A 25,525-nucleotide genomic window follows, 5' to 3' on the forward strand; every position below is an offset into this window, starting at 1 on the left:
CGACTACACGGGCCAAAATCTCGTCGTCGGTTTTATTTGGGCTGTTGTGAGGTCGCCGGGACAGTTCGGATAAAGACCTCAAGTCGCCGTCGTGCCGGGCAATCCACTTATCGACGGTAGGTCGGCTAACGTCAAAGCGGCGTGCCAACTGGCTTTTGGTGAAGTTGCCAGAAAGCCAATCAGCTACCAGCTTGATTCTTTGATTCATGGGGGACTCTTGGTTCCAGGGCATGATCAGTTACCTCCTGATCATGCGTATTAGCCTGTAAACCATGTCCCCGGTTAGAAATGTAAACGATGTCCCCGGTTTGTACCGGGGCAAGCCCCCTCCCACACTCGACCGCATTCCAAAGGATGTACTCGGTTAAATGTGGGAGGGGGCTTGCCCCCGATAGGGCCATCAGCTACGCAGCGTAATCACCGGCCAACCCCGCTTCTCGGCTTCAGCGCGCAGATTCGGATCCGGATCCACCGCCACCGGATGCGTCACCTGCTCCAACAGCGGCAGGTCATTCATCGAGTCGCTGTAGAAGTAACTGTCTTCCAGGCTGTACCCCGTCTCTTCCAACCACCGATTCAAGCGCGTCACCTTGCCTTCACGGAAGCACGGCACATCAGTGCTGCGCCCGGTGTAGCGGCCATTTTCCATCTCGCACTCGGTGGCGATCAGCGTCTCGACGCCCAGGCGTGCGGCAATTGGCGCGGTGACGAAACGGTTGGTGGCGGTGATGATCACCAGCTTGTCGCCAGCGGCGCGGTGCTTGGCCAGCAGTTCAGCGGCCAGGGGCAGCATGATCGGCTCGATGCAGTCGCGCATATAGTCGTTATGCCATTCGTCCAACTGGGCCATCTCGGTGCGGCCGAGGATTTCCAGGCAGAAGTTCAGGTAGGCGGCGTTGTCCAGCTTGCCGGCCAGGTAGTCCTGGTAGAACTCGTCGTTGCGGGCTTTGTAGGCGACCGCGTCGAGAATCCCCCGTTCGCAGAGGTAATCGCCCCAGGCGTGGTCGCTGTCACCGCCGAGAAGGGTGTTGTCCAAGTCGAATAAAGCCAGGCGCATTGCAGTTACTCGCTGAAAAGTCTGTAAAAAGGCGTCCAGAATACGGTCTTTTCACAAGAGTGCACATAAGGTAAGAAGCCTCGTTGCCGCTGGAACAACCTTTGTGGAACAATGCGGCGACATGCGTTTGCGAGGTTGTTGCCGTGATCGACCCCGATGGTTTCCGTCCTAATGTCGGGATTATTCTTACGAATGATGCCGGACAGGTGCTATGGGCTCGCCGAATCAACCAAGATGCCTGGCAGTTTCCTCAAGGCGGAATCAACCCCGACGAAACCCCTGAAGACGCCTTGTACCGTGAGTTGAACGAAGAAGTCGGCCTTGAGCGTGAAGATGTGCAGATTTTGGCCTGTACCCGGGGCTGGTTGCGCTATCGTTTGCCGCAACGCCTGGTGCGTACCCACAGCCAACCGCTGTGCATCGGCCAGAAGCAGAAATGGTTTCTCCTGCGCCTGATCTCCAACGAGCAGCGGGTGCGGATGGATTTGACCGGTAAACCGGAGTTCGATGGCTGGCGTTGGGTCAGTTATTGGTACCCGTTGGGCCAGGTGGTGACATTCAAGCGCGAGGTTTATCGTCGCGCTCTCAAAGAGCTTGCCCCGCGCCTTTTAGCGCGCGACTGACGACGGAGTTCGACCCCGAGCCATGCTCAATACGCTGCGCAAGATCGTCCAGGAAGTTAACTCCGCCAAGGATCTCAAGGCGGCGTTGGGGATTATTGTGTTGCGCGTCAAGGAAGCCATGGGCAGCCAGGTCTGCTCGGTTTACCTGCTGGACCCAGAGACCAACCGTTTTGTGCTGATGGCCACCGAGGGCTTGAACAAGCGCTCCATCGGCAAGGTCAGCATGGCGCCCAATGAAGGTCTGGTGGGCTTGGTGGGGACGCGTGAAGAACCCCTGAACCTTGAAAACGCGGCCGATCACCCGCGTTATCGCTACTTTGCCGAAACCGGCGAAGAGCGCTACGCCTCGTTCCTCGGCGCACCGATCATTCACCACCGCCGCGTCGTCGGCGTATTGGTCATCCAGCAAAAAGAACGTCGCCAGTTCGACGAGGGCGAAGAAGCCTTCCTCGTGACCATGAGCGCGCAGCTCGCCGGGGTTATCGCCCACGCCGAAGCCACTGGCTCGATTCGCGGCCTGGGCGGCCAGGGCAAGGGGATCCAGGAAGCCAAGTTCGTCGGTGTACCGGGTTCACCGGGGGCGGCGGTCGGTACTGCCGTGGTCATGTTGCCGCCGGCCGACCTCGATGTGGTGCCGGACAAACACGTCGACGACATCGACGCTGAAATCAAACTGTTCAAGACGGCCCTGGAAGGCGTGCGCGCCGACATGCGCAACCTGTCGACCAAGCTGGCCACCCAGCTGCGCCCCGAAGAGCGCGCGCTGTTCGACGTGTACCAGATGATGCTCGACGACGCGTCCCTCGGGAACGAAGTCAAGACCGTGATCAAGACCGGCCAGTGGGCCCAGGGCGCGCTGCGCCAGGTGGTCACCGATCACGTCAACCGTTTCGAATTGATGGACGACGCCTACCTGCGCGAGCGGGCCTCGGATGTGCGTGACCTCGGCCGCCGTCTGCTGGCCTACCTGCAGGAAGACCGCACCACCAACCTGGTCTATCCCGACAACACCATCCTGATCAGTGAAGAACTGACCGCCACCATGCTCGGCGAAGTGCCTGAAGGCAAGTTGGTGGGCCTGGTCTCGGTCCTCGGTTCGGGTAACTCCCACGTCGCGATCCTGGCCCGGGCCATGGGCATTCCGACGGTGATGGGCCTGGTGGACCTGCCGTACTCCAAGGTCGATGGCATCGACATGATTGTCGATGGGCATCGCGGCGAGGTGTTTACCAACCCCAGCGAAGTCCTGCGCAAGCAATACGCCGAGGTGGTGGAAGAAGAGAAGCAACTGGCGCTCGGGCTCGATTCCTTGCGCGAACTGCCGTGCGTGACCCTCGACGGCCACCGTGTACCGCTGCTGGTCAACACCGGCCTGCTGGCCGATGTGGCCCGCGCGCAACAGCGCGGCGCCGAAGGCGTGGGGCTGTACCGCACCGAAGTGCCGTTCATGATCAACCAGCGTTTCCCGAGTGAGAAGGAGCAGCTGGCGATTTATCGCGAGCAACTGTCCGCCTTCCACCCCTTGCCGGTGACCATGCGCAGCCTGGACATCGGCGGCGACAAGTCACTGTCGTATTTCCCGATCAAGGAAGACAACCCCTTCCTCGGCTGGCGCGGTATTCGCGTTACCCTCGACCACCCTGAAATCTTCCTGGTGCAGACCCGTGCCATGCTCAAGGCCAGCGAAGGCCTGAACAACCTGCGCATCCTGCTGCCGATGATCTCCGGCACCCATGAGCTGGAAGAAGCCTTGCACCTGATCCACCGTGCCTGGGGCGAAGTGCGCGACGAAGGCGCCGACGTACCGATGCCGCCGATTGGCGTGATGATCGAAATCCCGGCGGCGGTGTACCAGGCCAAGGAACTGGCGCGGCAGGTGGACTTCCTGTCCGTGGGCTCCAACGACCTGACCCAGTACCTGCTGGCCGTGGACCGCAACAACCCGCGGGTAGCCGACCTCTACGACTACCTGCACCCGGCGGTGCTGCAAGCCCTGCAACACGTGGTGCGCGACGCCCATGCCGAAGGCAAGCCGGTGAGTATCTGCGGTGAAATGGCCGGCGACCCGGCGGCGGCGGTACTGTTGATGGCGATGGGCTTTGACAGCCTGTCGATGAACGCCACCAACCTGCCGAAGGTGAAGTGGATGCTGCGCCAGGTTGAACTGAGCATGGCCAAGGATCTGCTGGCGGAGTTGATGACCATCGACAACCCGCAGGTTATCCACAGCTCGCTGCAATTGGCGCTGAAAAACCTGGGGCTGACGCGGATGATCAACCCGGCGTCTGCCAAGACCCTTTAATGGCGATACGCAGCCCTCGCCCGTAGCAGCTGTCGAGCGCAAGCGAGGCTGCGTCGGGCGCGCTGCTGGGTAAGACGGCATCAGCGTCAGAACTTGAGTTCTACCTCTCCGAGCCGCCCACCATGCGGTCCAAAGCTGCGCTCCACCATCCGCCGCGTGCCATCGGCATTCACAATCAACGCGGTGCTCGCCCGTGTCCCATAACTGGGGCTGGCGATAAACACACTCGACAGCAAACTCTCCGTCGCCAACCCCACGCCGGTATCCGGCAGCTCGGCAAACGGTGCAGTCTGCGGATCGCTCAGAATCTCCAGTAGCGCTTCGGGCTGGGGATCGTTCAGCAACTCACTCAGCGCGGCTTTGGCCTTAAGCAGTTTCGGCCAAGGTGTATCCAGCCCTGCATTGGATAACCCATACACGCCCGCTTTCAACTGCGTCGGCTCGGTGTGATTGGCGTTGTAATGCCACAACTCTTCCCGCGTCCCCAGCAGCAGGTTAAACCCGGCATATTCAATCGAACGGCCGTTAACGTCGGCCAAATACTGGTCAATCGGCAGCGAACCACTGAGAAACCGTGCCACCAGCTCCCCGCGGGACTTGCGTGCCGGCGGCTGGTGCGGATCACGGATATTGGTCAGGGCCGCAAACCGCCCATCGGCATTCACGCCCAGCCAGGTGCCGCCCGCTTCCTGGTCGCGGCCGGCGTAGACTTCGGGCGCATCCGGCCACTGCGCCAGCGGCAGGCTGGGGCGGGCGTAGAACTCATCACGGTTGGCCGCGACGATCAGCGGCTGGGCATGGCCCGGCCGCCAGGCAAAAACAATCAGGCACATCAGGCGATTCCCGTTTGTGTTTTTTGCCACTCTACCCACACCGGCAGCGGCGTTCCATCGTATCCAGTTGGGTCGCATGCCTTCCATCCGTTAACATGCCGGACCTGGTTTGGGGGCTCCCATGGAATTTCTGCTGTATTTGCTGCTGGGCGCGTGCGCGGGCGTGCTCGCCGGGCTGTTTGGCGTGGGCGGCGGGATCATCATCGTGCCGGTGCTGGTGTTCAGCTTCACCTTGCAGGGCTTCGACCCGCAGGTGCTGACCCACCTGGCCGTGGGCACCTCCCTGGCGACGATCATCTTTACCTCGGTCAATGCCGTGCGTGAGCACCACCGACGTGGCGCGGTGCGTTGGCCGATCTTTGTCTGGATGACCGTGGGTATCCTGCTTGGCGCCGGTTTTGGTGCGCTGACCGCCGAGGCGATTTCCGGCCCCCACTTGCAGAAGATCATCGGCGTATTCGCCCTGATCATCGCCGTGCAACTGGCTCTGGAGGTCAAGCCCAAGGCCAGCCGCACGGTGCCGGGCAAGCTCGGCCTGACGGTGGCCGGTACGGTGATCGGCTGGGCTTCGGCGATTTTCGGCATCGGCGGCGGCTCGCTGACCGTGCCGTTTTTGACCTGGCGCAGCGTGCCGATGCAACAGGCGGTGGCCACCTCGTCCGCCTGTGGCCTGCCGATTGCCCTGGCCAGTGCGTTAAGTTTCATGATTCTGGGCTGGCATGACCCGCTGTTGCCCGCTCATAGTCTAGGGTTCGTGTATTTGCCGGCACTGCTGGGCATTGCCCTGACCAGCATGGTGTTTGCCCGTTTCGGCGCACGCCTGGCGCACCGGTTGTCGCCGCGCTTGCTCAAGCGGTTGTTCGCCGGTTTGCTGTTTTGTGTCGGTTTGAATTTTTTGCTGTAACGCAGGCTTAATCGCGCCCGGGCATGGTCCGGTCGCCATAACGAATGATTTAACGAGGAGTCGCAATGCTGCCTTACCCGCAGATCGACCCGGTGGCCCTGGCCATCGGTCCGCTGAAAATCCACTGGTACGGGTTGATGTACCTGATCGGCATCGGCGGTGCATGGCTGCTGGCCTCCCGGCGCCTGAACCGTTTCGACCCGACCTGGACCAAGGAGAAGCTCTCCGACATGGTGTTCTGGTTGTCGATGGGGGTGATCGTCGGCGGGCGCCTGGGGTATGTGCTGTTTTACGATCTCTCGGCCTACATCGCCAACCCGACGCTGATCTTCGAAGTGTGGAAAGGCGGCATGGCATTCCACGGTGGCTTTATCGGCGTGATGATCGCGGCCTGGTGGTTTGGCCGGCGCAACGGCAAGTCGTTCTTCCAACTGATGGACTTTGTCGCGCCGCTGGTACCGATCGGCCTGGGCGCCGGGCGCATCGGCAACTTCATCAACGCCGAGTTGTGGGGCAAGCCGACCGATGTGCCGTGGGCCATGGTGTTCCCTCCGTTCAGCGACCCGGCGCAACTGCCGCGCCATCCGTCGCAGCTGTACCAGTTCGCGTTGGAAGGCGTGGCACTGTTCCTTATCCTGTACCTCTTTTCGCGCAAACCGCGCCCGACCATGGCCGTTTCCGGCATGTTCGCGCTGTTCTACGGGATCTTCCGTTTCATCGTCGAGTTCGTGCGCGTGCCGGATGCCCAACTGGGTTACCTGGCGTGGGGCTGGCTGACCATGGGACAAGTGCTCAGCCTTCCGATGATCCTGATCGGCCTGGGCCTGCTGTGGTGGGCGTACAATCGCCCGCAACCGCTGAAGCACACCGCGCTTTAAATTCGAATGCCGAGGCCCGCGAGGTCTCGGCTTCAACGATACGGGTAATGACATGAAGCAATATCTCGAACTACTGAACGACGTCGTGACCAATGGCCTGACCAAAGGCGACCGTACCGGCACCGGCACCAAGGCCGTGTTCGCCCGTCAGTATCGGCATAACTTGGCCGACGGCTTCCCGCTGCTGACCACCAAGAAGCTTCACTTCAAAAGCATCGCCAACGAGCTGATCTGGATGTTGAGCGGCAACACCAACATCAAGTGGCTGAACGAAAACGGTGTGAAAATCTGGGACGAGTGGGCCACCGAAGACGGTGACCTGGGCCCGGTGTATGGCGAGCAGTGGACTGCCTGGCCGACCAAGGATGGCGGCACGATCAACCAGATCGACTACATGGTGCACACACTCAAGACCAACCCCAACAGCCGTCGCATCCTGTTCCACGGCTGGAACGTCGAATACCTGCCGGACGAAACCAAAAGCCCCCAGGAAAACGCGCGCAACGGCAAGCAAGCCCTGCCACCGTGCCACCTGCTGTACCAGGCGTTTGTGCATGACGGCCATCTGTCGATGCAGTTGTACATCCGCAGCTCCGACGTATTCCTCGGCCTGCCGTACAACACCGCCGCCCTGGCGCTGCTGACCCATATGCTGGCCCAGCAATGCGACCTGATTCCCCACGAGATCATCGTCACCACCGGCGACACCCACGCCTACAGCAACCACATGGAGCAGATCCGCACCCAGCTGGCGCGCACGCCGAAGAAGCTGCCGGAACTGGTGATCAAGCGTAAGCCGGCGTCGATCTACGATTACAAGTTCGAAGACTTTGAAATCGTGGGCTATGACGCCGATCCAAGCATTAAAGCCGATGTCGCCATTTAAGGGCTGTCTCGGTCAAAATGTGGGAGGGGGCTTGCCCCCGATAGCGGTGGATCAGTTAAGTGAAGAATGACTGACACACCGCCATCGGGGGCAAGCCCCCTCCCACATTTTGATTCGGTTACCAGGCTGAATTAATGGCCATGGCTTCTGCCTACGTGTGAGGGCTCTGCCTCGCTGGCGGCCACACCGCCGTTGACCTCCAGCCGTTGCAAAATCCCGCAGTGATCCCCGCCGCCACAGCGTTGGCGCAGGTCCAGCAATTGCTCCTGCAACGCCAGCAGCCCGTCAATCCGCGCTTTTACATGGTGGATATGCTCGTCGATCAACGCATTCACGTTTTCACACTGGTCCTGGGGGCTGTCCCGTAGCCCGAGCAGGCTGCGGATTTCTTCCAGAGTCATGTCGAGGCTGCGGCAGTTGCGGATAAAGATCAGCCGCTCGGTGTGCGCCTGGGTGTACACGCGGTAGTTGGCTTCGGTGCGTGCCGGGGGTGGCAGCAGGCCTTCCTTCTCGTAATAACGGATGGTTTCCACCGGACAGTCGGTCAGTTTGGCCAGTTCGCCGATCTTCATTACAGCAATCTCCAAATGGGTGCTTGACCCTATAGTGGCTACAGGGTCTTTACTTGGCAACAGGCACCTTACGGACGCGACCTGATGAGCGACTCCATTCACACCCCGCACAAACACGACCATGACCATGATCATGGGCCGAAGAAACTCACCCCCGTGCACGATCACGGCCATGGCGGTTCCTGCTGTTCCGGCGCGCCCGCGCCTGCGCTGGTGCAGTTGAGCGAGGCGCTCACCGCCGGCTCGCGCCTGAGTACCTTCCGCATCGAAGCCATGGACTGCCCCACCGAGCAGACGCTGATCCAGAACAAACTGGGCAAGCTGGCCGGTGTGCAGCAGCTGGAATTCAACCTGATCAACCGCATCCTCGGCGTTACCCATGACCTGCCGAGTACCGCGCCGATCATCGATGCGATCAAATCCCTGGGTATGCAGGCCGATCCGATCGTGGAGGGCACCCCGGCCGCCGAGCCGCCCGCCAAGAAGCATTGGTGGCCGCTGGCGTTGTCCGGTGTGGGGGCGTTGGGCGCCGAAGTACTGCACTTCACCAATGCCGCGCCCACTTGGGTGATTGCGCTGGTAGCGCTGGTGTCGATCCTCAGCGGCGGCCTCACCACTTACAAGAAGGGCTGGATCGCCCTGAAAAACCTCAACCTGAACATCAACGCCTTGATGAGCATCGCGGTCACTGGCGCGGTCCTGATTGGCCAGTGGCCGGAAGCGGCCATGGTGATGTTCCTGTTTACCGTGGCCGAGCTGATCGAAGCCAAGTCCCTGGACCGTGCGCGCAATGCCATCAGTGGCTTGATGCAGATGACACCGGAACAGGCCACGGTTCGGCAGGCTGATGGAAGCTGGGTCGAAATGGAGGTCAAAAGCATTGAGCTGGACGCAATCGTGCGGGTAAAACCCGGCGAGCGTATCGGCCTTGACGGTGAAGTCACCGCCGGCCAGTCCACCATCGACCAAGCGCCGATCACCGGTGAAAGCCTGCCGATTGAAAAGACCGTCGGCGATAAGGTCTTCGCCGGCACCATCAACCAGGCCGGTTCCCTGGAGTACAAGGTCACGGCGGCTGCCAACAACTCCACCCTGGCCCGCATCATCCACGCGGTGGAGCAGGCCCAGGGCGCACGGGCACCGACCCAGCGTTTTGTCGACAGCTTCTCGAAAATCTACACCCCGGCCGTGTTTCTGTTCGCCTTGGGCGTGGCCGTAATCCCGCCGCTGTTCATGGCCGGCGCCTGGTTCGACTGGATCTACCGCGCCCTGGTGCTGCTGGTGGTGGCGTGCCCGTGCGCGCTGGTGATCTCCACCCCGGTGACGATTGTCAGCGGCCTGGCGGCTGCAGCGCGCAAAGGCATCCTGATCAAGGGCGGTGTGTACCTGGAGGGCGGTTACAAGCTTGACTACCTGGCCCTCGACAAGACCGGCACGATTACCCACGGCAAGCCGGTGCAAACCGATTACCTGGCACTGTTCCCCACTGTCGAAGACAGCGCCCCGGCCCTGGCCGCCAGTTTGGCCGGGCGCTCCGATCACCCGGTGTCCCTGGCGATTGCCAATGCGGCTGTGGATAAAAACCTGCCGGTGCACGTTGTGGATAACTTCGAAGCCCTGGCCGGTCGCGGCGTGCGCGGCGATATCAATGGTCAGACCTACCACTTGGGTAACCACCGCCTGGTGGAAGACCTTGGCCTGTGTTCGCCGGAGCTGGAAGAAAAGCTGTTCGCCCTGGAAAAACAGGGCAAGTCCGTGGTGCTGCTGCTCGACAAGTCCGGTCCGCTGGCGCTGTTCGCCGTGGCCGACACGGTCAAGGACAGCAGCCGCGAAGCCATCCAGCAACTGCATGAGCTGGGCATCAAGACCCTGATGCTCACCGGCGACAACACCCACACCGCCCAGGCGATTGCGGCCCAGGTCGGCATCGATCAGGCCCAGGGCGACCTGTTGCCCACCGACAAGCTGCACGCCATCGAAACCCTCTACGGCCAAGGCCACCGGGTGGGCATGGTCGGCGACGGCATCAACGACGCCCCGGCCCTGGCGCGCGCCGAGATTGGCTTTGCCATGGCCGCGGCAGGTACCGACACCGCTATCGAGACGGCCGACGTGGCCTTGATGGACGATGATTTGCGCAAGATTCCGGCATTCATTCGTTTGTCGCGGCAAACGTCGAGTATCCTCAAGCAGAACATCACCCTGGCCCTGGTGATCAAGGCGATCTTCCTGGTGGTCACGTTCCTGGGCTTGGCGACCATGTGGATGGCGGTGTTCGCCGACATGGGCGTGGCCCTTCTGGTGGTGTTCAATGGCCTGCGCCTGTTGCGCAAATAGAGGATGAGAGGGTGGTGTGCTGAGTGCCGAGCTGAAGGCGTTTTTTATGGTTGCCCGCCTGGGCAGCATCACCCAGGCGGCGAAAAAACTCGGCCTGAGCCAGCCCACCGTTACCACCCAGATTCGCAACCTGGAAAGCCAGTACGGCGTCGAGCTGTTCTACCGTGGCGGGCGCCGCCTCACCGTCAGCGACGAGGGCGCGCGCCTGCTGCCGATGGTCAAGACGCTGTTGCAGCAGGAAGCGGATATCGAGTTTTTACTGCGCAACAGCGGCCAGGTCCAGGGCGCACTGAGGATTGCCGCCACGGCGCCGTACTACATCCTCGACCTGGTCAAAGCCTTTCGCGAACGCCTGCCGCAGGTGGAGGTGTCGGTGGAAATCGGCAACTCCCAGCAGGTGCTTGAAGCCTTGGATGACTACCGCGTCGATGTCGCTGCGTCCTCGCAGTTGCTCGAAGACCCGCGCCTGATCCGTCGTGTACTGGGCACCGACCCGTTGGTGCTGGCGGTACACCGTAACCACCCACTGGCCAAGCTCGACCATGTGCCGCTGAGTGCCTTGGCCGGGCATACGTTGTTGATGCGTGAAGCCGGCTCCACCACGCGACGGCTTACGGAAGAGATGCTGCAAGGCGCCGGCGTGAGTTACGGGCCACTGCTGGAAATCGGCAGCCGTGAATCGATCCGCGAAGCGGTGCTGCGCAATATCGGCATCAGCATCATCGCCCGCCAGGAAGTGCCCCATGACCCGCAGCTGAAGGTGCTGACCCTCGAGCATGCGCCGCAGATTCCCGAGTACCTGTACTGCCTCAAGGAAAGAAAAGGCGCTCGTCTGCCGGCGGCGTTTCTGGGGTTGGCGCAGGAAATGTCGCCGATCTAAAGCCTTTTAGTGGCTTTGGGGACCAATCGGGGGCAAGCCCCCTCCCACAGGTGCCCGCATTTCCATGTTGGAACTCGGTCAAGTGTGGGAGGGGGCTTGCTCCCGATTGCGGTAGACCAGGCAGCTTACCGCTAAGCGTCCTACACAAATCTGCGAATACCACTATCGCCGCCTTTTGCCTTCCTGCCATAAGAGCGACGCATTGCCTGCCTAGCATCGCCTTCATCAGTTTGATGAGGTGCCACCATGAACACAGCCCTGACCCAACCCGGCGCGCCGATGCAAGTGCGCGGTATCCAGAAACGCTTCGGCGCCTTTACGGCGTTGGACAATGTGTCACTGGACGTGGCTGCCGGCGAGCTGGTGTGCCTGCTCGGCCCTTCCGGCTGCGGCAAGACCACGTTGCTGCGCTGCATCGCCGGCCTGGAACGCCAGGACAGCGGCGAACTTTACCTGGGTGACCGCGATGTTTCCCTGCTGCCGCCCCAGGCTCGCGACTACGGCATTCTGTTCCAGTCCTACGCGCTGTTTCCCAATCTCACCGTCGAAGCGAACATCGGCTACGGCCTCACCGGCAGCGGTCGTGATGAAGTGCGCCAGCGCGTCGGCCAGATGCTTGAACTGGTGGGGCTGCTTGGCAGTGAAAAGAAATACCCCGGCCAACTCTCCGGCGGCCAACAGCAGCGGGTCGCCCTGGCCCGTGCGCTGGCACCGGCGCCGTCATTGCTGTTGCTGGATGAGCCGATGTCGGCCCTCGACGCCCGCGTGCGCGAGCATCTGTGCACCGAGCTGCGCCAGCTGCAACGGCGCCTGGGTATCACCACCCTGATGGTCACCCACAACCAGGACGAAGCCATGTTGATGGCCGACCGCATCGCCGTGATGAACAACGGCAAGGTCGAGCAATACGCTACGCCCCAGGAAATCTACGACCGCCCGGCCACGCCGTTTGTGGCGGAGTTTGTCGGCCAGGGCAACTGGCTGCCGTTCAGTCGCAACAGTGCCAGCCATGCCCAGGTCGGTGGGATGAACATGCGCCTGGCCGAGGACGCCGGCGTGGCCAGGTCCGGCCGGCTGTTCTGCCGCCCGGAAGCGATCAGCGTCAACCCGGCGGTGCATGAGGAGAACCTGTTCCCGGCCAAGGTCCGCGAGATCACTTTCCTCGGCAACCGCTGCCGCATGAGCTTTGAGCTGGAGCAACTGCCCGGCCATCCGCTGCTTGCCGAACTGGCCCCGGAAGCCATGCCGCGCCTGGGCGCCCAGGACATCTGGGTAGCCTTGCCGCCGCGCAGCCTGCAGGTGTTTGCCTGAGATGGCCGCTGTCTTGACTCTGGCGCGTCAAACGTCACGCGCCGAAACCGGCGACCGTATTTTCGTGGTCGGCGGCAAACTGCTCTGGCTGGTGCTGCTGGGCATCGCCGTATTGCTGCCACTGTTGGCGATCTTCTGGCGCGGTTTCAGCAGCGAGGCCGGGCAGGGCGGTGGCCTGGTCGCCGCACGGGAGTTGGTCACCAGTGCCAACTTCCACTGGCTGCTGGGCAATAGCCTGAAAGTCTCCCTCAGCGTGGCGGCCATTGTCGTACCGCTGGCCTACCTGTTTGCCTACGCCCTGCAACGCACGTTGATTCCCGGCAAGGCCCTCTGGCGCGGTATGTCGCTGCTGCCATTGATGGCGCCGTCGATGCTGCCGGGGATTGCACTGGTCTACCTGTTCGGTAACCAGGGCCTGTTGCGCGGGCTGTTCTCGGACAACATCTACGGCTTCTGGGGCATTGTCCTCGGTGAGGTGATCTACACCTTCCCACATGCCCTGATGATTTTGCTGTCGGCGCTGTCCCTGGCCGATGCGCGTTTGTTCGATGCGGCCTCAAGCATGGGCGCCAGTCCTGCCCGGGCGTTTCGCAGCATCACCTGGCCGGCCACGCGCCAGGCGGTGTTTGCCGCGTTTTGCCTGGTGTTCACCTTGACCATTACGGATTTCGGCGTGCCCGTGGTGGTGGGCGGGGATTACCAGGTGCTGGCGCTGGAAGCCTACAAGGCGGTGGTCGGCCAGCAACAGTTCGGTCGCGGTGCGTTGATCGGCATGGTGCTGCTGCTGCCGGCGCTGTTCAGCTTTGGCGTCGATGCCTGGTTGCGTCGTCGCCATGGCGAGGCCATGAGTGGCCGCGCCCAGGTCTTCCAGCCGGCGCCGTCGCGTTTACGGGATGGCTGCTACCTGCTCATCGTGCTGCTGATCTGTGCCGTGTTGCTGCTGGTGTTCGGCATGGCGGTGTACTCCTCGCTGGTGAAGTTCTGGCCGTACAACCTGTCGCTGTCGCTCAGCCACTACCAGTTCGAAGACACGGCCGGCGGCGGCTGGCTGGCCTATCGCAACAGCTTGACCCTGGCGTTGTGCACGGCGTTGATCGGCAGCGTATTGATCTTCACCGGCGCCTACCTGATGGAAAAGACCAAGGGCCAGAAGGGCCTGAACCTGGCGCTGCGCATGCTCAGCTTTGTGCCGATGGCCGTGCCGGGGTTGGTGCTGGGCCTGGGCTACGTGTTCTTTTTCAACCTGAGCGGCAACCCGCTGCATGTGTTCTACGGCACCATGACCCTGCTGGTGGTGTGCACCATTGCTCACTACCTGACCACCGCGCAGATGACCGCCACCACCGCGCTGCGCCAGCTGGACGCCGAGTTCGAAGCGGCGGCGCTGTCGCTCAAGGCGCCGCTGTATCGCCATTACTTGAAAGTCACGGTACCGATCTGCCTGCCGGCACTGCTGGACATCGTGCGCTACCTGTTTGTGTCGGCGATGACCACCGTGTCCGCCGCGATCTTCCTCTACAGCCCCGACACCATCCTCGCCGCCGTCGCCGTGTTGAACATGGACGACGCCGGCAATGTGGGCGGCGCGGCGGCCATGTCGACCCTGATCCTGTTCACCTCAGGCAGCGTTTCGCTGCTGCTGGCGTGGGCTTCACGTGGCGCCTTGCGCCGCTCCCAAGCCTGGCGCCAGACCGCGCCCGGCCAATAACCATCCCTGAAGGAGGTGCTCCATGTTCAAGCCCCTGGCGCTGGTCGCTGCCGTACTCACTGCATTCAGCCTGAATGCCTTCGCCAAGACCGAGTTGACCGTGTACACGGCCCTTGAAGCCGAGCAGTTGAAGACCTACAAAAAAGCCTTCGAGCAGGCCAACCCTGACGTCGAGATCAAATGGGTCCGCGACTCCACCGGCATCATTACCGCCAAGCTGCTGGCAGAAAAAGACCGCCCGCAGGCCGATGTGGTCTGGGGCCTGGCCGCGTCGAGCCTGGCGATCCTCGATCAGCAAGGCATGCTCGATAACTACGCGCCGAAGGACCTGGACAAGATCGGCAAGAATTACCGTGACGCCGCCAACCCACCGGCCTGGGTCGGCATGGATGTGTGGGCGGCAACCATTTGCTTCAACACAGTCGAAGCCGAGAAACAGGGCCTGACCAAGCCGGTGAGCTGGCAAGACCTGACCAAGCCCGAGTACAAGGGCAAGATCGTGATGCCCAACCCGGCCTCGTCCGGCACCGGCTTCCTGGATGTGAGCGCCTGGCTGCAAACCTTCGGCGAGAAGCAGGGCTGGCAGTACATGGACGACTTGCACCAGAACATCGGCCAGTACGTTCACTCCGGTTCCAAGCCGTGCAAGCTGGCGGCTTCCGGTGAGTTCCCGATTGGTATTTCCTTTGAGTATCCGGCCGTGCAGCTGAAGCGCCAGGGCGCGCCGCTGGACATCATCCTGCCGAAGGAAGGCCTGGGCTGGGACATCGAAGCCACTGCCGTGATCAAGGGCACCGCCCATGCGGACGCCGCCAGAAAGCTCGCCGACTTCTCCGCCAGTACAGCGGCGATGGACCTGTACAAGGACAACTTCGCCGTGCTCGCCCAGCCGGGGATCGCCAAGCCGCAGACCGAATTGCCGGCCGACTACGAGCAGCGGTTGATCAAGAACGACTTCGGCTGGGCGTCGAAGAATCGCGACAGCATCCTGGCTGAGTGGCGCAAGCGCTATGACGGGAAGTCGGAGAAGGTGGCGGGGCAGTAAGGTTTTCGTTAGGGCTACTGGCCTCATCGGGAGCAAGCCCCCTCCCACACTTGACTGCATTCACAAATCGAAATGTGGGAGGGGGCTTGCCCCCGATAGCGGTCTTGAAAACAGGACATCACTAAATGACACACCACAGCGACCTGCTCATCATCGGCGCCGGCATCCTCGGCCTGTCCCACGCCTACGCCGCCGCCAGGCGCGGGCTCAAGGTCAAGGTGTTCGAGCGCAGCGCCACACCCCTGGGCGCCTCGGTACGCAACTTCGGCCAGGCGCTGGTCACCGGGCAGCCGCCGGGGCCGATGCTTGAGCTGGCACGGCAAAGCCGTGATATCTGGGGGCAATGGGCTCGGGTTGCCGGCCTGCAGCTCAAGCGCAACGGCTCGTACCTGTTCGCCCGTACCGAAGCCGAAGAGCATCTGCTGGAAGCCTTCTGCGCCGGCCGCGCGCGTGAACACGGCTATAACGTCGACCTGTTGCAAGGCGCGGCGTTGAAGGATCTGTATGGCGGCCAGTTCCGCCATCACCGCGCCGCGCTGCATGGCCGGGACGACCAGCAACTGTATTCGCGTGAGGCGATACCGGCGCTGATCCACTACCTGAGCCAGCAACTGGGTGTGGAATTTTACTTCTCCACCCTGGTGCGCGATGTCGAACCGGGCCAGGTGCACAGCACGGCGGGCAGTTTTCGTGGCGAGCAGGTCATCGTCTGTTCCGGCCACGATTATCAAACCCTGTTGGCCGAGGCCATCGCCGAACTCAACCCGCAGATCTGCCGCCTGCAAATGCTGCGCGCGCGGCCTGCGTTCAACCTGAACCTGCAACACGCCTTGCTCACCGGCCTCAGTTGCGTGCACTACGGCGCTTTTGCCGACCTGCCTGAGGCCGCGCCGGTACAGGCGCAGATCCTGCGCGAGGCGCCGCACTTGCACGAGCACGGGATTCACCTGCTGATCAGTCCGACGCCCCATGGCGAACTGATCATCGGCGACTCCCACGACTACGGCAGCGATGCCTCGCCGTTCAATGCCGAGCAGGTGGATGACTGGATGATCGAGTTGGCCGAACAGACCTTGGGTTGCAAGATCCAGGTGATGGAACGCTGGCAGGGCGTCTACGGCGCCAGGGGCCCGGCGCCGTTTTCATTTGTGCAGGCCGCACCTGGCGTGAGCGCCGCCTTGATGCACACCGGTGTGGGCATGAGCGTGGGGCCGGCGATGGCCGAGCGCAATATCACAACCCTGTGGGGGCCGGCGTGATGAGCCCGGAACAGGCGATTGCCACAATCTTCGCTTTGTACGAGCAGCACGGCGCGGCGGATTACATCGGCGAGCCGGTGTCGCAAATCGAGCACATGTCCCAGGCCGCGCAGTTGGCCATGGCCGAAGGCTTCGATGATGAAGTGGTGCTGGCGGCGTTTTTCCACGATATCGGCCATCTGTGTGGCCAGGGTGGCGAGAACATGGGCGGTTATGGCGTGGTCAGCCATGAACGGTTGGGCGCGGATTATTTGCGCCGCGCAGGCTTCAGTGAGCGCCTGGCCAGGCTGGTGGAGTACCACGTCCAGGCCAAGCGCTACCTGACGTTCAGCCGGCCGGACTACTACGCATGCTTGAGCGAGGCGAGCCGCCGCACCCTGGGTTACCAGGGCGGCGTGATGACGGCCGAGGAGGCCTGCGCCTTTGAACAAGACCCGCTGTGCCAGATCAGCCTGCGCCTGCGCCACTGGGACGAACAGGCCAAGCAAATGCACGTGCCGGTGCTCGACCTGCAAGTGCTCAAGGCCAAGGCTCGGCAGCTGCTGGCGGCTTAAGCCTCGTCGAGGCGCTGGGCCAGGGCTCCGACCTGTTCCTGGCGTTCTGCCTGGCTCAGTCTGGCCTGGGGGTTGAGGGACGACCATTGCGGGTGGGCGCGGGCCTTGTGCAACGCGTCCGGCAATTTGCCTTCGCGCCAGGTCTTGTCCTGGGGCGTATCGACCTTGATGCTGTGCATCGCCGCATGGCCGCGCAGGTTCAGGGCCTTGAGCAACTGGCGCTGGCGCAGGGCGAGCAGGCGCAGCACGCTGTCATCCACGGTCAGCTCGCGCTGGCCCTTGATCTTGCCCAGCAGGCGGCTGCCGTAGCTGCGCGCGGTCTGCAATGCGCCACCGGCGATGGCGCCCGCCAGGGCGGCGGCGCCGAGGGTCAGCCCGCCGACCAGCAGGTCCACACCGGCTCCGGCCGCTGCGCCTGCAGCGATGCCACCGCCGACGCGCACGCCGAGTTGCTTGAGGGTTTCCGGGTTGAACAGGTCATCCCCCCAGCGGCCGTCGAGCAACGGCAAGTCGCTGGCGGCGGCGTCCTGGGGGCGGAAGCCGAACAGCTTGAGCAAGGCCTCCACGCATTTTTGTTCGCGCTGACGCACCGCCTTGCGCAAATCGCTGATGGCTTGTTGCTCATCTTCAGTCACCACGCTGCGTCGGCACGCGGCGCAGTCGATCAGCAATTCGGCAATCAACCGCGCGGCACTCTGTTGACGGGCCTGGCGTTGGGCTTCTTGGTCGAGGATCAGGCGCTGCAACTGCGGCCGGGCGTTTTCCAGCAGCAGGGCGAGACTTTCATACAGGCGACGTTCGCCGTCTTCCGGCGGCGCGACGCTGTCGAAACGCACCAGCGCATGCAGGCCCAGGCGTGCCAGGGCTTCGCGCCAGTCCGGCTCGCGGTGGTCGCTGCTGCTGACGAAGTTGAGCACCGGCAGCAACGGTTTGCCACAGCTGGCCAGCACTTGCAGTTCATCACGGTACTTGGCCAGCACCGGTTCGCGAGCGTCGATCACATACAGGCCGGCGTCCGAGGCCAGCAGTTGGCGCAGCACCTTGGCTTCCTGTTCAAAGCGCTGGCGGGCTTCGCTGCCTTCCAGGAACCGGGCCAGGCGGGCCGGGCCGTCCAAGCGTTCACCGGGGCGATCCAGGCGTTCCAGGTAGTCGAGCAGGGCGATGGCATCTTCCAGGCCGGGGGTGTCATAGAGATCGAGCAAGGCTTCGCCGTCGACCGACAAGCGCGCGCCTTCGACATGCCGCGTGGTGCTGGGGCGATGGGAGACTTCACCGAACCCGACGTCACGGGTGAGGGTGCGCAGCAACGAGGTCTTGCCGACGTTGGTGTGGCCGACCACCGCGAGTTTCAGTGGCTTAGTCATGACCGGTCTCCAGCCAGTTCAACGGCGCGCAGTCGGCGAACGGCAGCTCCAGTTGTTGCAGCGCGCTGTGCCAGTCGCCCAGGCGCTCGGCATCCAGCGCCTGGCCGGGCGGGGCTTGCAGCAGCCAGACACGGGTGGCGGCTGCGCTGCGTGCGAGTTCGGCGATCAGTGCCAGGCTGCCACGGTCCGGCGAGCGGCGCGGGTCGCAGACGATGGCCAGGCGCGCGGGCGGGAAGCGGCTGAGTTGCTCCAGGAGCTTGTTGCGCGATTCGCGGCTGTCGAGGATGCCGGCGTTCTTAACCTTCGCCGGCAACTTGGGCGGCCAGGGATGTTGATCGTCCAGTTCGATGGCGACGAGCAAGGCGCCGTCGCTTTCCAGCGCACTGACGCCGCCTGTGACGGGGTGCAGTTGTTCCGGCGCGGCGTCGTTGACGCCAAGGCGCTCGCTGCTGGGCATCAGGCGTTCGCGCAGTGGGCTGTAGCCGGGCAGGTTGAGGTCGAGATGCAAGGCGGCGCGCCCGCGTTTCCAGCGCCACAGGCACAGCAGGGCTAGGATCAAGCGGGGCAGCAGGCCGTAGACCAGCAAGACGCCGACCAGCCAGGCGGCCCATGCCTGGCGGGCGCTTTCGATGTTCAGTGCGGAGTCGCCGCTGGCGCGGATCATCTCGACGGACGGTACGTTGAAGCCCAGCAGGGCGGGCAGGGTGCCGAGGGCCTGAGTCACGGCGACGAAGGTGTCGGCGCCGAGGATAGTGGTTTCCCACACAAAGCCGTAACGGCGGGTGGCGAGCAGCGTCAGCAGAATCACCAGCGCGCTGAGCAGCGCCAGCAACCACAGGCTGTTGACCAGCACACCGACCGCCCAGCGATTGAGTTTCTGCCGTTGCAGCAACAGCAGCAACGCCGGGGCCAACTGGGCGGCCTTGGCATCGCGCGCAAGCTTTTCACTGAGCCACAGCCACAGCCGCCCGAGACTGGCGCCGTGCTCGCCGGCAAACAGCAGCCCCAACGCCCAGCTCAACAGCAGGATCAGGTTCAGGCCGAGCAGGCTGCCCAGGGCCCAGAACACATTCACCGGGGCCAAGCCGTTGCCCAGCGCAGCAAAGGCCAGGCCCGCGCCGCTGATGACGGCCACCACCGCCAGCAGCACCAGGGCCAGGCGTGCGCCTTGCAGCCAGCGCGTGAGGGCGGCGGTCAGGCCATCGCGCTCGGCCAGGTGCAGGGCGCGCTGCTGGATGCGCGTCGGCAGATCGCCGCCCGCCGTGCGGGCGAGGCGATTGGCTTCCTGGTCTTCCAGGGGGCCGGCGTGTTCTTCACGCAGGCGCACGGTTTCCGTCAGCCAGAGTTTTTGCAGGGGGGTCAGTGCGGTCACGCGTCTTCCTGTCGTGCAAGTGAGCTTGGAGCATAACCGCTGGTTCGTGGCTCTGGTATTCTCGTCGCCATGAAAAAAACTCTCCCTTTAAGCCTGATCGCAGCCCTCGGTGAAAACCGCGTGATCGGCGTCGACAACAGCATGCCCTGGCATTTGCCGGGGGATTTCAAATATTTCAAGGCCACCACGCTCGGCAAGCCGATCATCATGGGGCGCAAGACCTGGGACTCCCTGGGCCGACCGCTGCCGGGGCGCTTGAACATTGTGGTCAGCCGTCAGACCGACCTGGCGCTGGAAGGTGCGGAAGTTTTTCCGTCACTCGATGCCGCCGTGGCGCGGGCTGAAGCCTGGGCGTTGGAGCAGGGCGCGGATGAGCTGATGCTGATCGGCGGTGCGCAGTTGTATGCGCAGGGGCTGGAACAGGCGGATCGCCTGTACCTGACACGCGTGGCGCTGAGCCCGGAAGGGGATGCGTGGTTTCCGGCGTTTGATGCGAGCCAGTGGAAGTTGGTGTCGAACGTCGAGAATCCGGCGGAAGGGGACAAGCCGGCGTACAGTTTTGAGGTTTGGGAAAAGGCCTGACTGGCACCCGATTAGTCAGACTTGCAAAAGAAGCCTCGATGCGCCACTGTAATGACCAATGTCTTTACAGTGAGGGCTGCCCCATGGCCTCTATCAACGTACGTATCGACGACGACCTTAAGGCTCGTGCTTATCACGAGTTGGAAAAGCTCGGCGTCACCCCATCGGAATTAATGCGTCAAGCCTTGCAGTACGTGGCAGACCGCGGCCAGTTACCTTTCAAGCCTGTCCTCATGACTGAAGAGGATGAGGCATTGTTGGCAACAGTTCGGGAACGGCTGGCTGCGCCCCAGCGGGTGAAGGTCTCACTGGATGACCTATGAACTGGGTTTCGATGCACGGGCTTTGAAGGAATGGCACAAACTGGGCGATACCGTTCGTCAACAGTTTAAAAAGAAGCTGGTCGAGATCCTGAACAATCCACGTATTGAAGCCAGCCGTCTGCATGGCTTGCCCGATTGCTACAAAATCAAGCTACGCAGCACCGGTTATCGGTTGGTGTATCAAGTCATTGATCAGGAGATCACGGTGTTTGTCGTGGCTGTCGATAAGCGTGAGCGTGATGAGGTTTACCGAAAGGCTGCTGATCGTTTGAGCTAGCAGGGAGTGAGGTCCCTGCTAGCTTATTCCGTCAGGCCTGCGCCAACTCCCCATGCTCATCCGCATCCAACAACGCTTTATCCGTCTGCCCCATGATCTGGCTGGTAATTGCCCCCGCCGTCATCGAGCCATTCACGTTCAGCGCCGTACGACCCATGTCGATCAGCGGCTCCACGGAAATCAGCAGCGCCACCAGTGACACCGGCAAGCCCATGGCCGGGAGCACGATGAGTGCGGCAAAGGTCGCGCCGCCGCCCACGCCCGCCACACCGGCCGAACTCAGGGTCACAATCGCCACCAGGGTCGCGATCCACAGCGGGTCCAGCGGGTTGATGCCCACGGTCGGCGCCACCATCACCGCCAGCATGGCAGGGTAGAGGCCGGCGCAGCCGTTCTGGCCGATGGTCGCGCCAAATGAGGCGGCGAAGCCGGCGATGGATTGCGGGATGCCCAGGCGGCGGGTCTGCGCCTCAATGCTCAGCGGGATGGCCGCCGCGCTGGAGCGGCTGGTGAAGGCAAAGGTCAGTACCGGCCAGACCTTGCGGAAGAAGCGCAGCGGGTTGATCCCGGCCAGGGACAGCAGCAGGCCGTGCACCACGAACATCAGGCCCAGGGCCAGGTACGACACCACCACAAAACTGCCGAGCTTGATGATGTCCTGCAGGTTGGAACCGGCGACCACCTTGGTCATCAGCGCCAGTACACCGTACGGCGTCAGCTTCATCACCAGGCGCACCAGGCGCATCACCCAGGCTTGCAGGGTGTCGATGGCGTTGAGCACCTTCTGGCCTTTTTCCACGTCATCCTTGAGCAGTTGCAGCGCGGCAACCCCGAGGAAGGCGGCGAAAATCACCACGCTGATGATCGACGTCGGCTTGGCCCGGGCCAGGTCGGCGAACGGGTTGGCCGGCACGAACGAGAGCAGCAACTGCGGGATATTCAGGTCGGCGACCTTGCCGGCGTAATCGCTCTGGATCACTTGCAGGCGTGCCATTTCCTGGGTGCCGGCCACCAGGCCTTCGGCGGTGAGGCCGAACAGGTTGGTCAGGCCGATACCGATCAGCGCTGCAATTGCTGTGGTGAACAGCAGCGTACCAATGGTCAGGAAGCTGATCTTGCCCAGGGACGAGGCGTTATGCAGGCGCGCCACGGCACTGAGGATCGAGGCGAATACCAGCGGGATCACGATCATTTGCAGCAGTTGCACGTAACCGTTGCCGACCAGGTCGAACCAGCCAATGGAGGATTTGAGCACGGGGTTGCCGTCGCCGTAAATGGCGTGCAAGGCCGTACCGAACGCTACGCCGAGGACCAGGGCGAACAGAACCTTCTTGGCGAGGCTCCAGTGGGTGCGACGGGTTTGTGCCAGGCCCAGCAACAGGGCCACGAACACCAGCAGGTTGAGAATCAGGGGCAGATTCATTGAAGCTCCGTTGAGAAGGCAGCCAATCGCGTGAGCCTGCGATTGCGAACCGGAAATCCTAACAGCTTGAAATATATTGATTTAATACCAATATGGAATGGTGACTGTCGTTTTTGGAATAAGCTGCTGACGCTCCGGCGTATGTCCGTGACGGAATCAGGACGCACACCGTCGTGCTTGCGTTGGGAACTGTCACAGGGATTTGTTAGCGTCCATGTCTTTCACTCAGGGAGACAACGCCTATGAAGCTCGCGCCGAAATTACTAGCCGCCGCATTCTGCCTCGGACTCGCCAGCCAGGTGTTCGCCGCCACCGAGTTGAAACACTGGCCGGCACCCGCCGCCAAACAACTGAACGAGATGATCGCCGCCAACGCCAACAAGGGTAACTTCGCGGTGTTCGACATGGACAACACCAGCTACCGCTACGACCTCGAAGAATCCCTGCTGCCCTATATGGAAAACAAGGGCCTGATCACCCGCGACAGCCTCGACCCGTCGCTCAAGCTGATGCCGTTCAAAGACACCGCCGACCATAAGGAAAGTCTGTTCAGTTACTACTACCGCCTTTGCGAAGTCGACGACATGGTGTGCTACCCGTGGGTTGCGCAGGTGTTTTCCGGCTTCACCCTCAAGGAACTCAAGGTCCAGGTGGATGAACTGATGGCCTCCGGCAAACCAGTGCCGGTCAGCTATTTCGAAGGCGACGTGGTCAAGCAGTCCGAGGTACAGCCGCCGAAGGTCTTCACCGGCCAGGCCGAGCTGTACAACAAGCTGATGGAAAACGGCATCGAGGTGTACGTAATGACCGCCGCGTCGGAAGAACTGGTGCGCATGGTCGCCGCCGATCCGAAGTACGGCTACAACGTCAAACCCGAGAACGTGATCGGCGTGACCACCCTGCTCAAGGACCGCAAGACCGGCGAACTGACCACCGCACGTAAACAGATCGCCGCCGGCAAATACGACGAAAAAGCCAACCTCGGCCTGGAGCTGACCCCCTACCTGTGGACCCCGGCGACCTGGATGGCCGGCAAGCACGCGGCGATCCTCACCTACATCGATGAATGGAAAAAACCGGTGATCGTCGGCGGCGATACGCCGACCAGCGACGGTTACATGCTGTTCCACGATGTGGACGTGGCCAAGGGCGGCATCCACCTGTGGATCAACCGCAAGGACAAATACATGACCCAACTCAACGGCATGATCGCCAAGCATGCGGCGGCCCAGGCCAAGGAAGGGTTGCCGGTGACGGCGGATAAAAACTGGGTGATCGTCAAGCCGGACGAGATTCAGTAACACCGGGTCGCCTGCATCCCAGGCAAGCCAGCTCCCACATTTTTAAGGTGTTCACACATCAAAAGGTGGGAGGGGGCTTGCCCCCGATGGCTGTCTGAATAGCACTACAAAACCCAGCCTAAAATAGATATCAATTGCGAACCAATCTCATCCTCTGCTAGCGTGCGCACTTCCTGAACCCTCCGTTCTTCTCAAGGTAGTGCTGTGCCCTCCTGGAATTCGCAGATCGCGCGCCTGTTCGCGGAGCAGAAGAAAGCCCTCGAAGCCTTCGTCACTCGCCGCACCGGCAGCGCCCAGGTGGCCGCCGACCTGACTCAGGAGTCGTTCCTGCGCCTGGCTCGCATGGACTGCGGCGAAAAGATCGATAACCTTCCAGCCTTCCTCTTCACCATCGCCAGCAACCTGGTGCGCGATCACCAGCGCCAGGCCATCCGCCGTGAGCGCCTGGACGCGGGCGAGCCCAGCGAAGAGCTGCCGTGCAGCAATCCGGGGGCCGACGAGCAATTAGCCGCCTACCAACAGGAACAACTGATGCAGGATGCGATCCTGGCGTTGCCCCCAGCGACTCGGCAGATCTTCCTGCTTTATCATGTCGACGAACTTTCCTACCGCGAGATTGGCGAACGTCTGTCGATCACGGCACGCAGTGTGGAATACCAACTGCGTCGCGCCTTGATTGAATGCCGCGCGTACATCAAGACGCGGCTTGCCTGCGATGAACAAGGACGTCGCTCATGACCGCCACCCCCACTGCCGACGTGTTGTTCGACGAAGCGTCCGGCTGGTATTTCCGCCTGCAGGCCGAGGACGTGACGCCGGCCGACATGGACGCCTTTGCCGCCTGGCTGGGGCAAGGCCCGGCCCAGGATGACGCCTGGCAGGAAGTGCAGGCGATGCTCGGTGGACTGCGCGAACCTGCGCGGGTGATTCGCCGCGCCGAACAGGCCGCCTGGCGCAAACCGGCGCGAGCCTGGCAGCGTTGGGCGTGTGCTGCGGCGGTGCTGCTGGCCGTGGGGCTTACCGTGCAGAACACGCCATGGCTCGATCGCCTGCGCGCGGACTACGCCACCGGCACCGGCGAGTCGCGCAGCATCGAACTGGCCGACGGCTCGCACCTGCAACTCAACACCGACAGCGCGGTGCAGATCCGCTTGAGCGGGGGCGAACGGCAAATCCGTTTGCTGCGTGGCGAAGGCTTTTTCGACGTCACCAAGGATCCGACACGGCCGTTCGTGGTGCAGTCCGGCGACGGCTGGGTGAGGGTGGTCGGGACGCAGTTCAGCGTTGCGCGGCGCGATGCGCAGACGCGGGTGCAGGTGGCGCAGGGCAAGGTGCAGGTCAGTGCCGGCAGCGGTGAACCGGTGTACCTGGAGCCAGGGCGGGCCGTGGAATATCAAGGCCAGCGCCTGGCCGAGGTGCATGCTTTCGACCCGGCCAGCGGCTTTGCCTGGCGCCAACGGCAACTGGTGTTCCGCCAGCAGCCGCTGTCGGAAGTGGTGAGCGAGTTGAATCGCTATTGGCCCGGCAAGACTCTGGTGCTAGGTGATGCGCTGCGCAACCGCGTGGTGTCGGGTGTGTTTGAAATCGACAAGCCCGAAGCCGTGATCAAAGCGCTGGAGTACACCCTCAACCTGCGTGCCGAGCACTACACCCCGTATTTACTGGTGTTGCGCGAAGGCAAGGCATCGTAATCGCAACTTTTTGAAAAAACTTTCAGGGTTTCTCCCCAGGCAC

25 protein-coding genes are annotated in these 25,525 nt (G+C 62.5%); 18 read left to right on the forward strand and 7 right to left on the reverse strand.

The features are described from left to right. Positions 1-232: helix-turn-helix domain-containing protein (locus BM416_RS21605; RefSeq protein ID WP_139237769.1), on the reverse strand; the 232-nt coding region annotated here is incomplete at its 3' end. Positions 233-400: 168 nt separating this feature from the next. Beyond that, complete coding sequence (locus BM416_RS21610) at positions 401-1,057, reverse strand: histidinol-phosphatase (RefSeq protein WP_092489400.1); 657 nt, start codon at positions 1,055-1,057, stop codon at positions 401-403. 143 nt (positions 1,058-1,200) lie between these two features. Between BM416_RS21610 and BM416_RS21615 the strand changes: the two genes are divergently transcribed. Both BM416_RS21615 and ptsP read left to right on the forward strand, forming a co-directional pair. Beyond that, entirely contained in the window at positions 1,201-1,680 is a 480-nt protein-coding gene (locus BM416_RS21615) for an RNA pyrophosphohydrolase (protein ID WP_003176750.1), read from the forward strand. Positions 1,681-1,702: 22 nt separating this feature from the next. Beyond that, positions 1,703-3,982, forward strand: a complete 2,280-nt coding sequence (gene ptsP, locus BM416_RS21620; protein WP_092489401.1) for a phosphoenolpyruvate--protein phosphotransferase — start codon at positions 1,703-1,705, stop codon at positions 3,980-3,982. Between the two features lie 86 nt (positions 3,983-4,068). Here the strand turns inward: ptsP and BM416_RS21625 are convergent, their stop codons facing one another. Then, on the reverse strand, positions 4,069-4,815 hold the full coding sequence (locus BM416_RS21625; protein WP_092489402.1) for an NRDE family protein: 747 nt from the start codon (positions 4,813-4,815) through the stop codon (positions 4,069-4,071). 121 nt (positions 4,816-4,936) lie between these two features. Between BM416_RS21625 and BM416_RS21630 the strand changes: the two genes are divergently transcribed. The 3 genes from BM416_RS21630 to BM416_RS21640 all read left to right on the forward strand — a co-directional run bounded on the left by BM416_RS21630 (position 4,937) and on the right by BM416_RS21640 (position 7,483). After that, positions 4,937-5,719 (forward strand): sulfite exporter TauE/SafE family protein, encoded by a 783-nt coding sequence (locus tag BM416_RS21630; RefSeq protein ID WP_065924347.1) that lies wholly within the window; start codon positions 4,937-4,939, stop codon positions 5,717-5,719. A gap of 65 nt (positions 5,720-5,784) precedes the next feature. Then, complete coding sequence (gene lgt, locus BM416_RS21635) at positions 5,785-6,597, forward strand: prolipoprotein diacylglyceryl transferase (RefSeq protein ID WP_092489403.1); 813 nt, start codon at positions 5,785-5,787, stop codon at positions 6,595-6,597. 52 nt (positions 6,598-6,649) lie between these two features. After that, the gene (locus BM416_RS21640; RefSeq protein WP_015886389.1) at positions 6,650-7,483 is read left to right on the forward strand and encodes a thymidylate synthase; all 834 of its coding nucleotides are present in this window, start codon (positions 6,650-6,652) and stop codon (positions 7,481-7,483) included. 131 nt (positions 7,484-7,614) lie between these two features. Here BM416_RS21640 and cadR read toward each other — a convergent pair whose 3' ends face one another. After that, positions 7,615-8,055 carry a Cd(II)/Pb(II)-responsive transcriptional regulator gene (gene cadR / locus BM416_RS21645; RefSeq protein WP_027606134.1) on the reverse strand — a complete coding sequence of 147 codons (441 nt, stop codon included), beginning with the start codon at positions 8,053-8,055 and terminating at the stop codon, positions 7,615-7,617. Positions 8,056-8,139: 84 nt separating this feature from the next. On the opposite strand from cadR, the gene BM416_RS21650 reads away from it, so the two are divergent. The 7 genes from BM416_RS21650 (at position 8,140) to BM416_RS21680 (ending at position 17,149) form a co-directional block, all read left to right on the forward strand. After that, positions 8,140-10,392 (forward strand): heavy metal translocating P-type ATPase, encoded by a 2,253-nt coding sequence (locus BM416_RS21650; protein ID WP_092489404.1) that lies wholly within the window; start codon positions 8,140-8,142, stop codon positions 10,390-10,392. A 16-nt stretch (positions 10,393-10,408) separates the two neighbouring features. After that, a complete protein-coding gene (locus tag BM416_RS21655; protein WP_092489405.1) occupies positions 10,409-11,272 on the forward strand; it encodes a LysR family transcriptional regulator in 864 nt (287 codons plus the stop codon). Between the two features lie 246 nt (positions 11,273-11,518). Continuing rightward, positions 11,519-12,583: a putative 2-aminoethylphosphonate ABC transporter ATP-binding protein gene (locus BM416_RS21660; RefSeq protein WP_092489406.1), complete on the forward strand. Its 1,065-nt coding sequence runs from the start codon at positions 11,519-11,521 to the stop codon at positions 12,581-12,583. 1 nt (position 12,584) lies between these two features. Beyond that, positions 12,585-14,291, forward strand: a complete 1,707-nt coding sequence (locus tag BM416_RS21665) for a putative 2-aminoethylphosphonate ABC transporter permease subunit (protein WP_092489407.1) — start codon at positions 12,585-12,587, stop codon at positions 14,289-14,291. Between the two features lie 22 nt (positions 14,292-14,313). Next, on the forward strand, positions 14,314-15,336 hold the full coding sequence (locus tag BM416_RS21670; RefSeq protein WP_065938090.1) for a putative 2-aminoethylphosphonate ABC transporter substrate-binding protein: 1,023 nt from the start codon (positions 14,314-14,316) through the stop codon (positions 15,334-15,336). Between the two features lie 125 nt (positions 15,337-15,461). Continuing rightward, positions 15,462-16,595 (forward strand): TIGR03364 family FAD-dependent oxidoreductase, encoded by a 1,134-nt coding sequence (locus BM416_RS21675; protein WP_092489408.1) that lies wholly within the window; start codon positions 15,462-15,464, stop codon positions 16,593-16,595. Beyond that, positions 16,595-17,149, forward strand: a complete 555-nt coding sequence (locus tag BM416_RS21680; RefSeq protein WP_092489409.1) for a phosphonate degradation HD-domain oxygenase — start codon at positions 16,595-16,597, stop codon at positions 17,147-17,149. The genes BM416_RS21675 and BM416_RS21680 overlap by 1 nt, the downstream gene beginning before the upstream one ends. Here BM416_RS21680 and BM416_RS21685 read toward each other — a convergent pair. Further along, a complete protein-coding gene (locus BM416_RS21685) occupies positions 17,146-18,513 on the reverse strand; it encodes a DUF3482 domain-containing protein (protein ID WP_092489410.1) in 1,368 nt (455 codons plus the stop codon). The two genes, BM416_RS21680 and BM416_RS21685, sit on opposite strands and share 4 nt — an antisense overlap. After that, positions 18,506-19,885, reverse strand: coding sequence for a DUF2868 domain-containing protein (locus BM416_RS21690; RefSeq protein WP_092489411.1), 1,380 nt, complete (start codon positions 19,883-19,885; stop codon positions 18,506-18,508). The genes BM416_RS21685 and BM416_RS21690 overlap by 8 nt, the downstream gene beginning before the upstream one ends. A gap of 69 nt (positions 19,886-19,954) precedes the next feature. Here BM416_RS21690 and BM416_RS21695 point away from each other — a divergent pair, with 69 nt between their 5' ends. The 3 genes from BM416_RS21695 to BM416_RS21705 all read left to right on the forward strand — a co-directional run bounded on the left by BM416_RS21695 (position 19,955) and on the right by BM416_RS21705 (position 21,067). Beyond that, entirely contained in the window at positions 19,955-20,467 is a 513-nt protein-coding gene (locus tag BM416_RS21695; protein ID WP_065946531.1) for a dihydrofolate reductase, read from the forward strand. Positions 20,468-20,550: 83 nt separating this feature from the next. Next, positions 20,551-20,790 (forward strand): type II toxin-antitoxin system RelB/DinJ family antitoxin, encoded by a 240-nt coding sequence (locus BM416_RS21700; protein ID WP_092489412.1) that lies wholly within the window; start codon positions 20,551-20,553, stop codon positions 20,788-20,790. Continuing rightward, complete coding sequence (locus BM416_RS21705) at positions 20,780-21,067, forward strand: type II toxin-antitoxin system RelE family toxin (RefSeq protein WP_092489413.1); 288 nt, start codon at positions 20,780-20,782, stop codon at positions 21,065-21,067. Before BM416_RS21700 ends, BM416_RS21705 begins: the two co-directional genes overlap by 11 nt. A gap of 31 nt (positions 21,068-21,098) precedes the next feature. Here the strand turns inward: BM416_RS21705 and BM416_RS21710 are convergent, their stop codons facing one another. Next, positions 21,099-22,490 (reverse strand): L-cystine transporter, encoded by a 1,392-nt coding sequence (locus BM416_RS21710; protein WP_092489414.1) that lies wholly within the window; start codon positions 22,488-22,490, stop codon positions 21,099-21,101. 242 nt (positions 22,491-22,732) lie between these two features. On the opposite strand from BM416_RS21710, the gene BM416_RS21715 reads away from it, so the two are divergent. The 3 genes from BM416_RS21715 (at position 22,733) to BM416_RS21725 (ending at position 25,482) form a co-directional block, all read left to right on the forward strand. Then, on the forward strand, positions 22,733-23,791 hold the full coding sequence (locus BM416_RS21715) for an HAD family hydrolase (protein ID WP_092489415.1): 1,059 nt from the start codon (positions 22,733-22,735) through the stop codon (positions 23,789-23,791). 204 nt (positions 23,792-23,995) lie between these two features. Continuing rightward, on the forward strand, positions 23,996-24,529 hold the full coding sequence (locus tag BM416_RS21720) for an RNA polymerase sigma factor (protein WP_092355721.1): 534 nt from the start codon (positions 23,996-23,998) through the stop codon (positions 24,527-24,529). Then, positions 24,526-25,482 (forward strand): FecR family protein, encoded by a 957-nt coding sequence (locus BM416_RS21725; RefSeq protein WP_092489416.1) that lies wholly within the window; start codon positions 24,526-24,528, stop codon positions 25,480-25,482. The genes BM416_RS21720 and BM416_RS21725 overlap by 4 nt, the downstream gene beginning before the upstream one ends. Positions 25,483-25,525: the final 43 nt, after the last annotated feature.

The sequence above is a fragment of the Pseudomonas sp. NFACC42-2 genome (assembly GCF_900116055.1).
Taxonomy (GTDB): Bacteria; Pseudomonadota; Gammaproteobacteria; order Pseudomonadales; family Pseudomonadaceae; genus Aquipseudomonas; species Aquipseudomonas marginalis.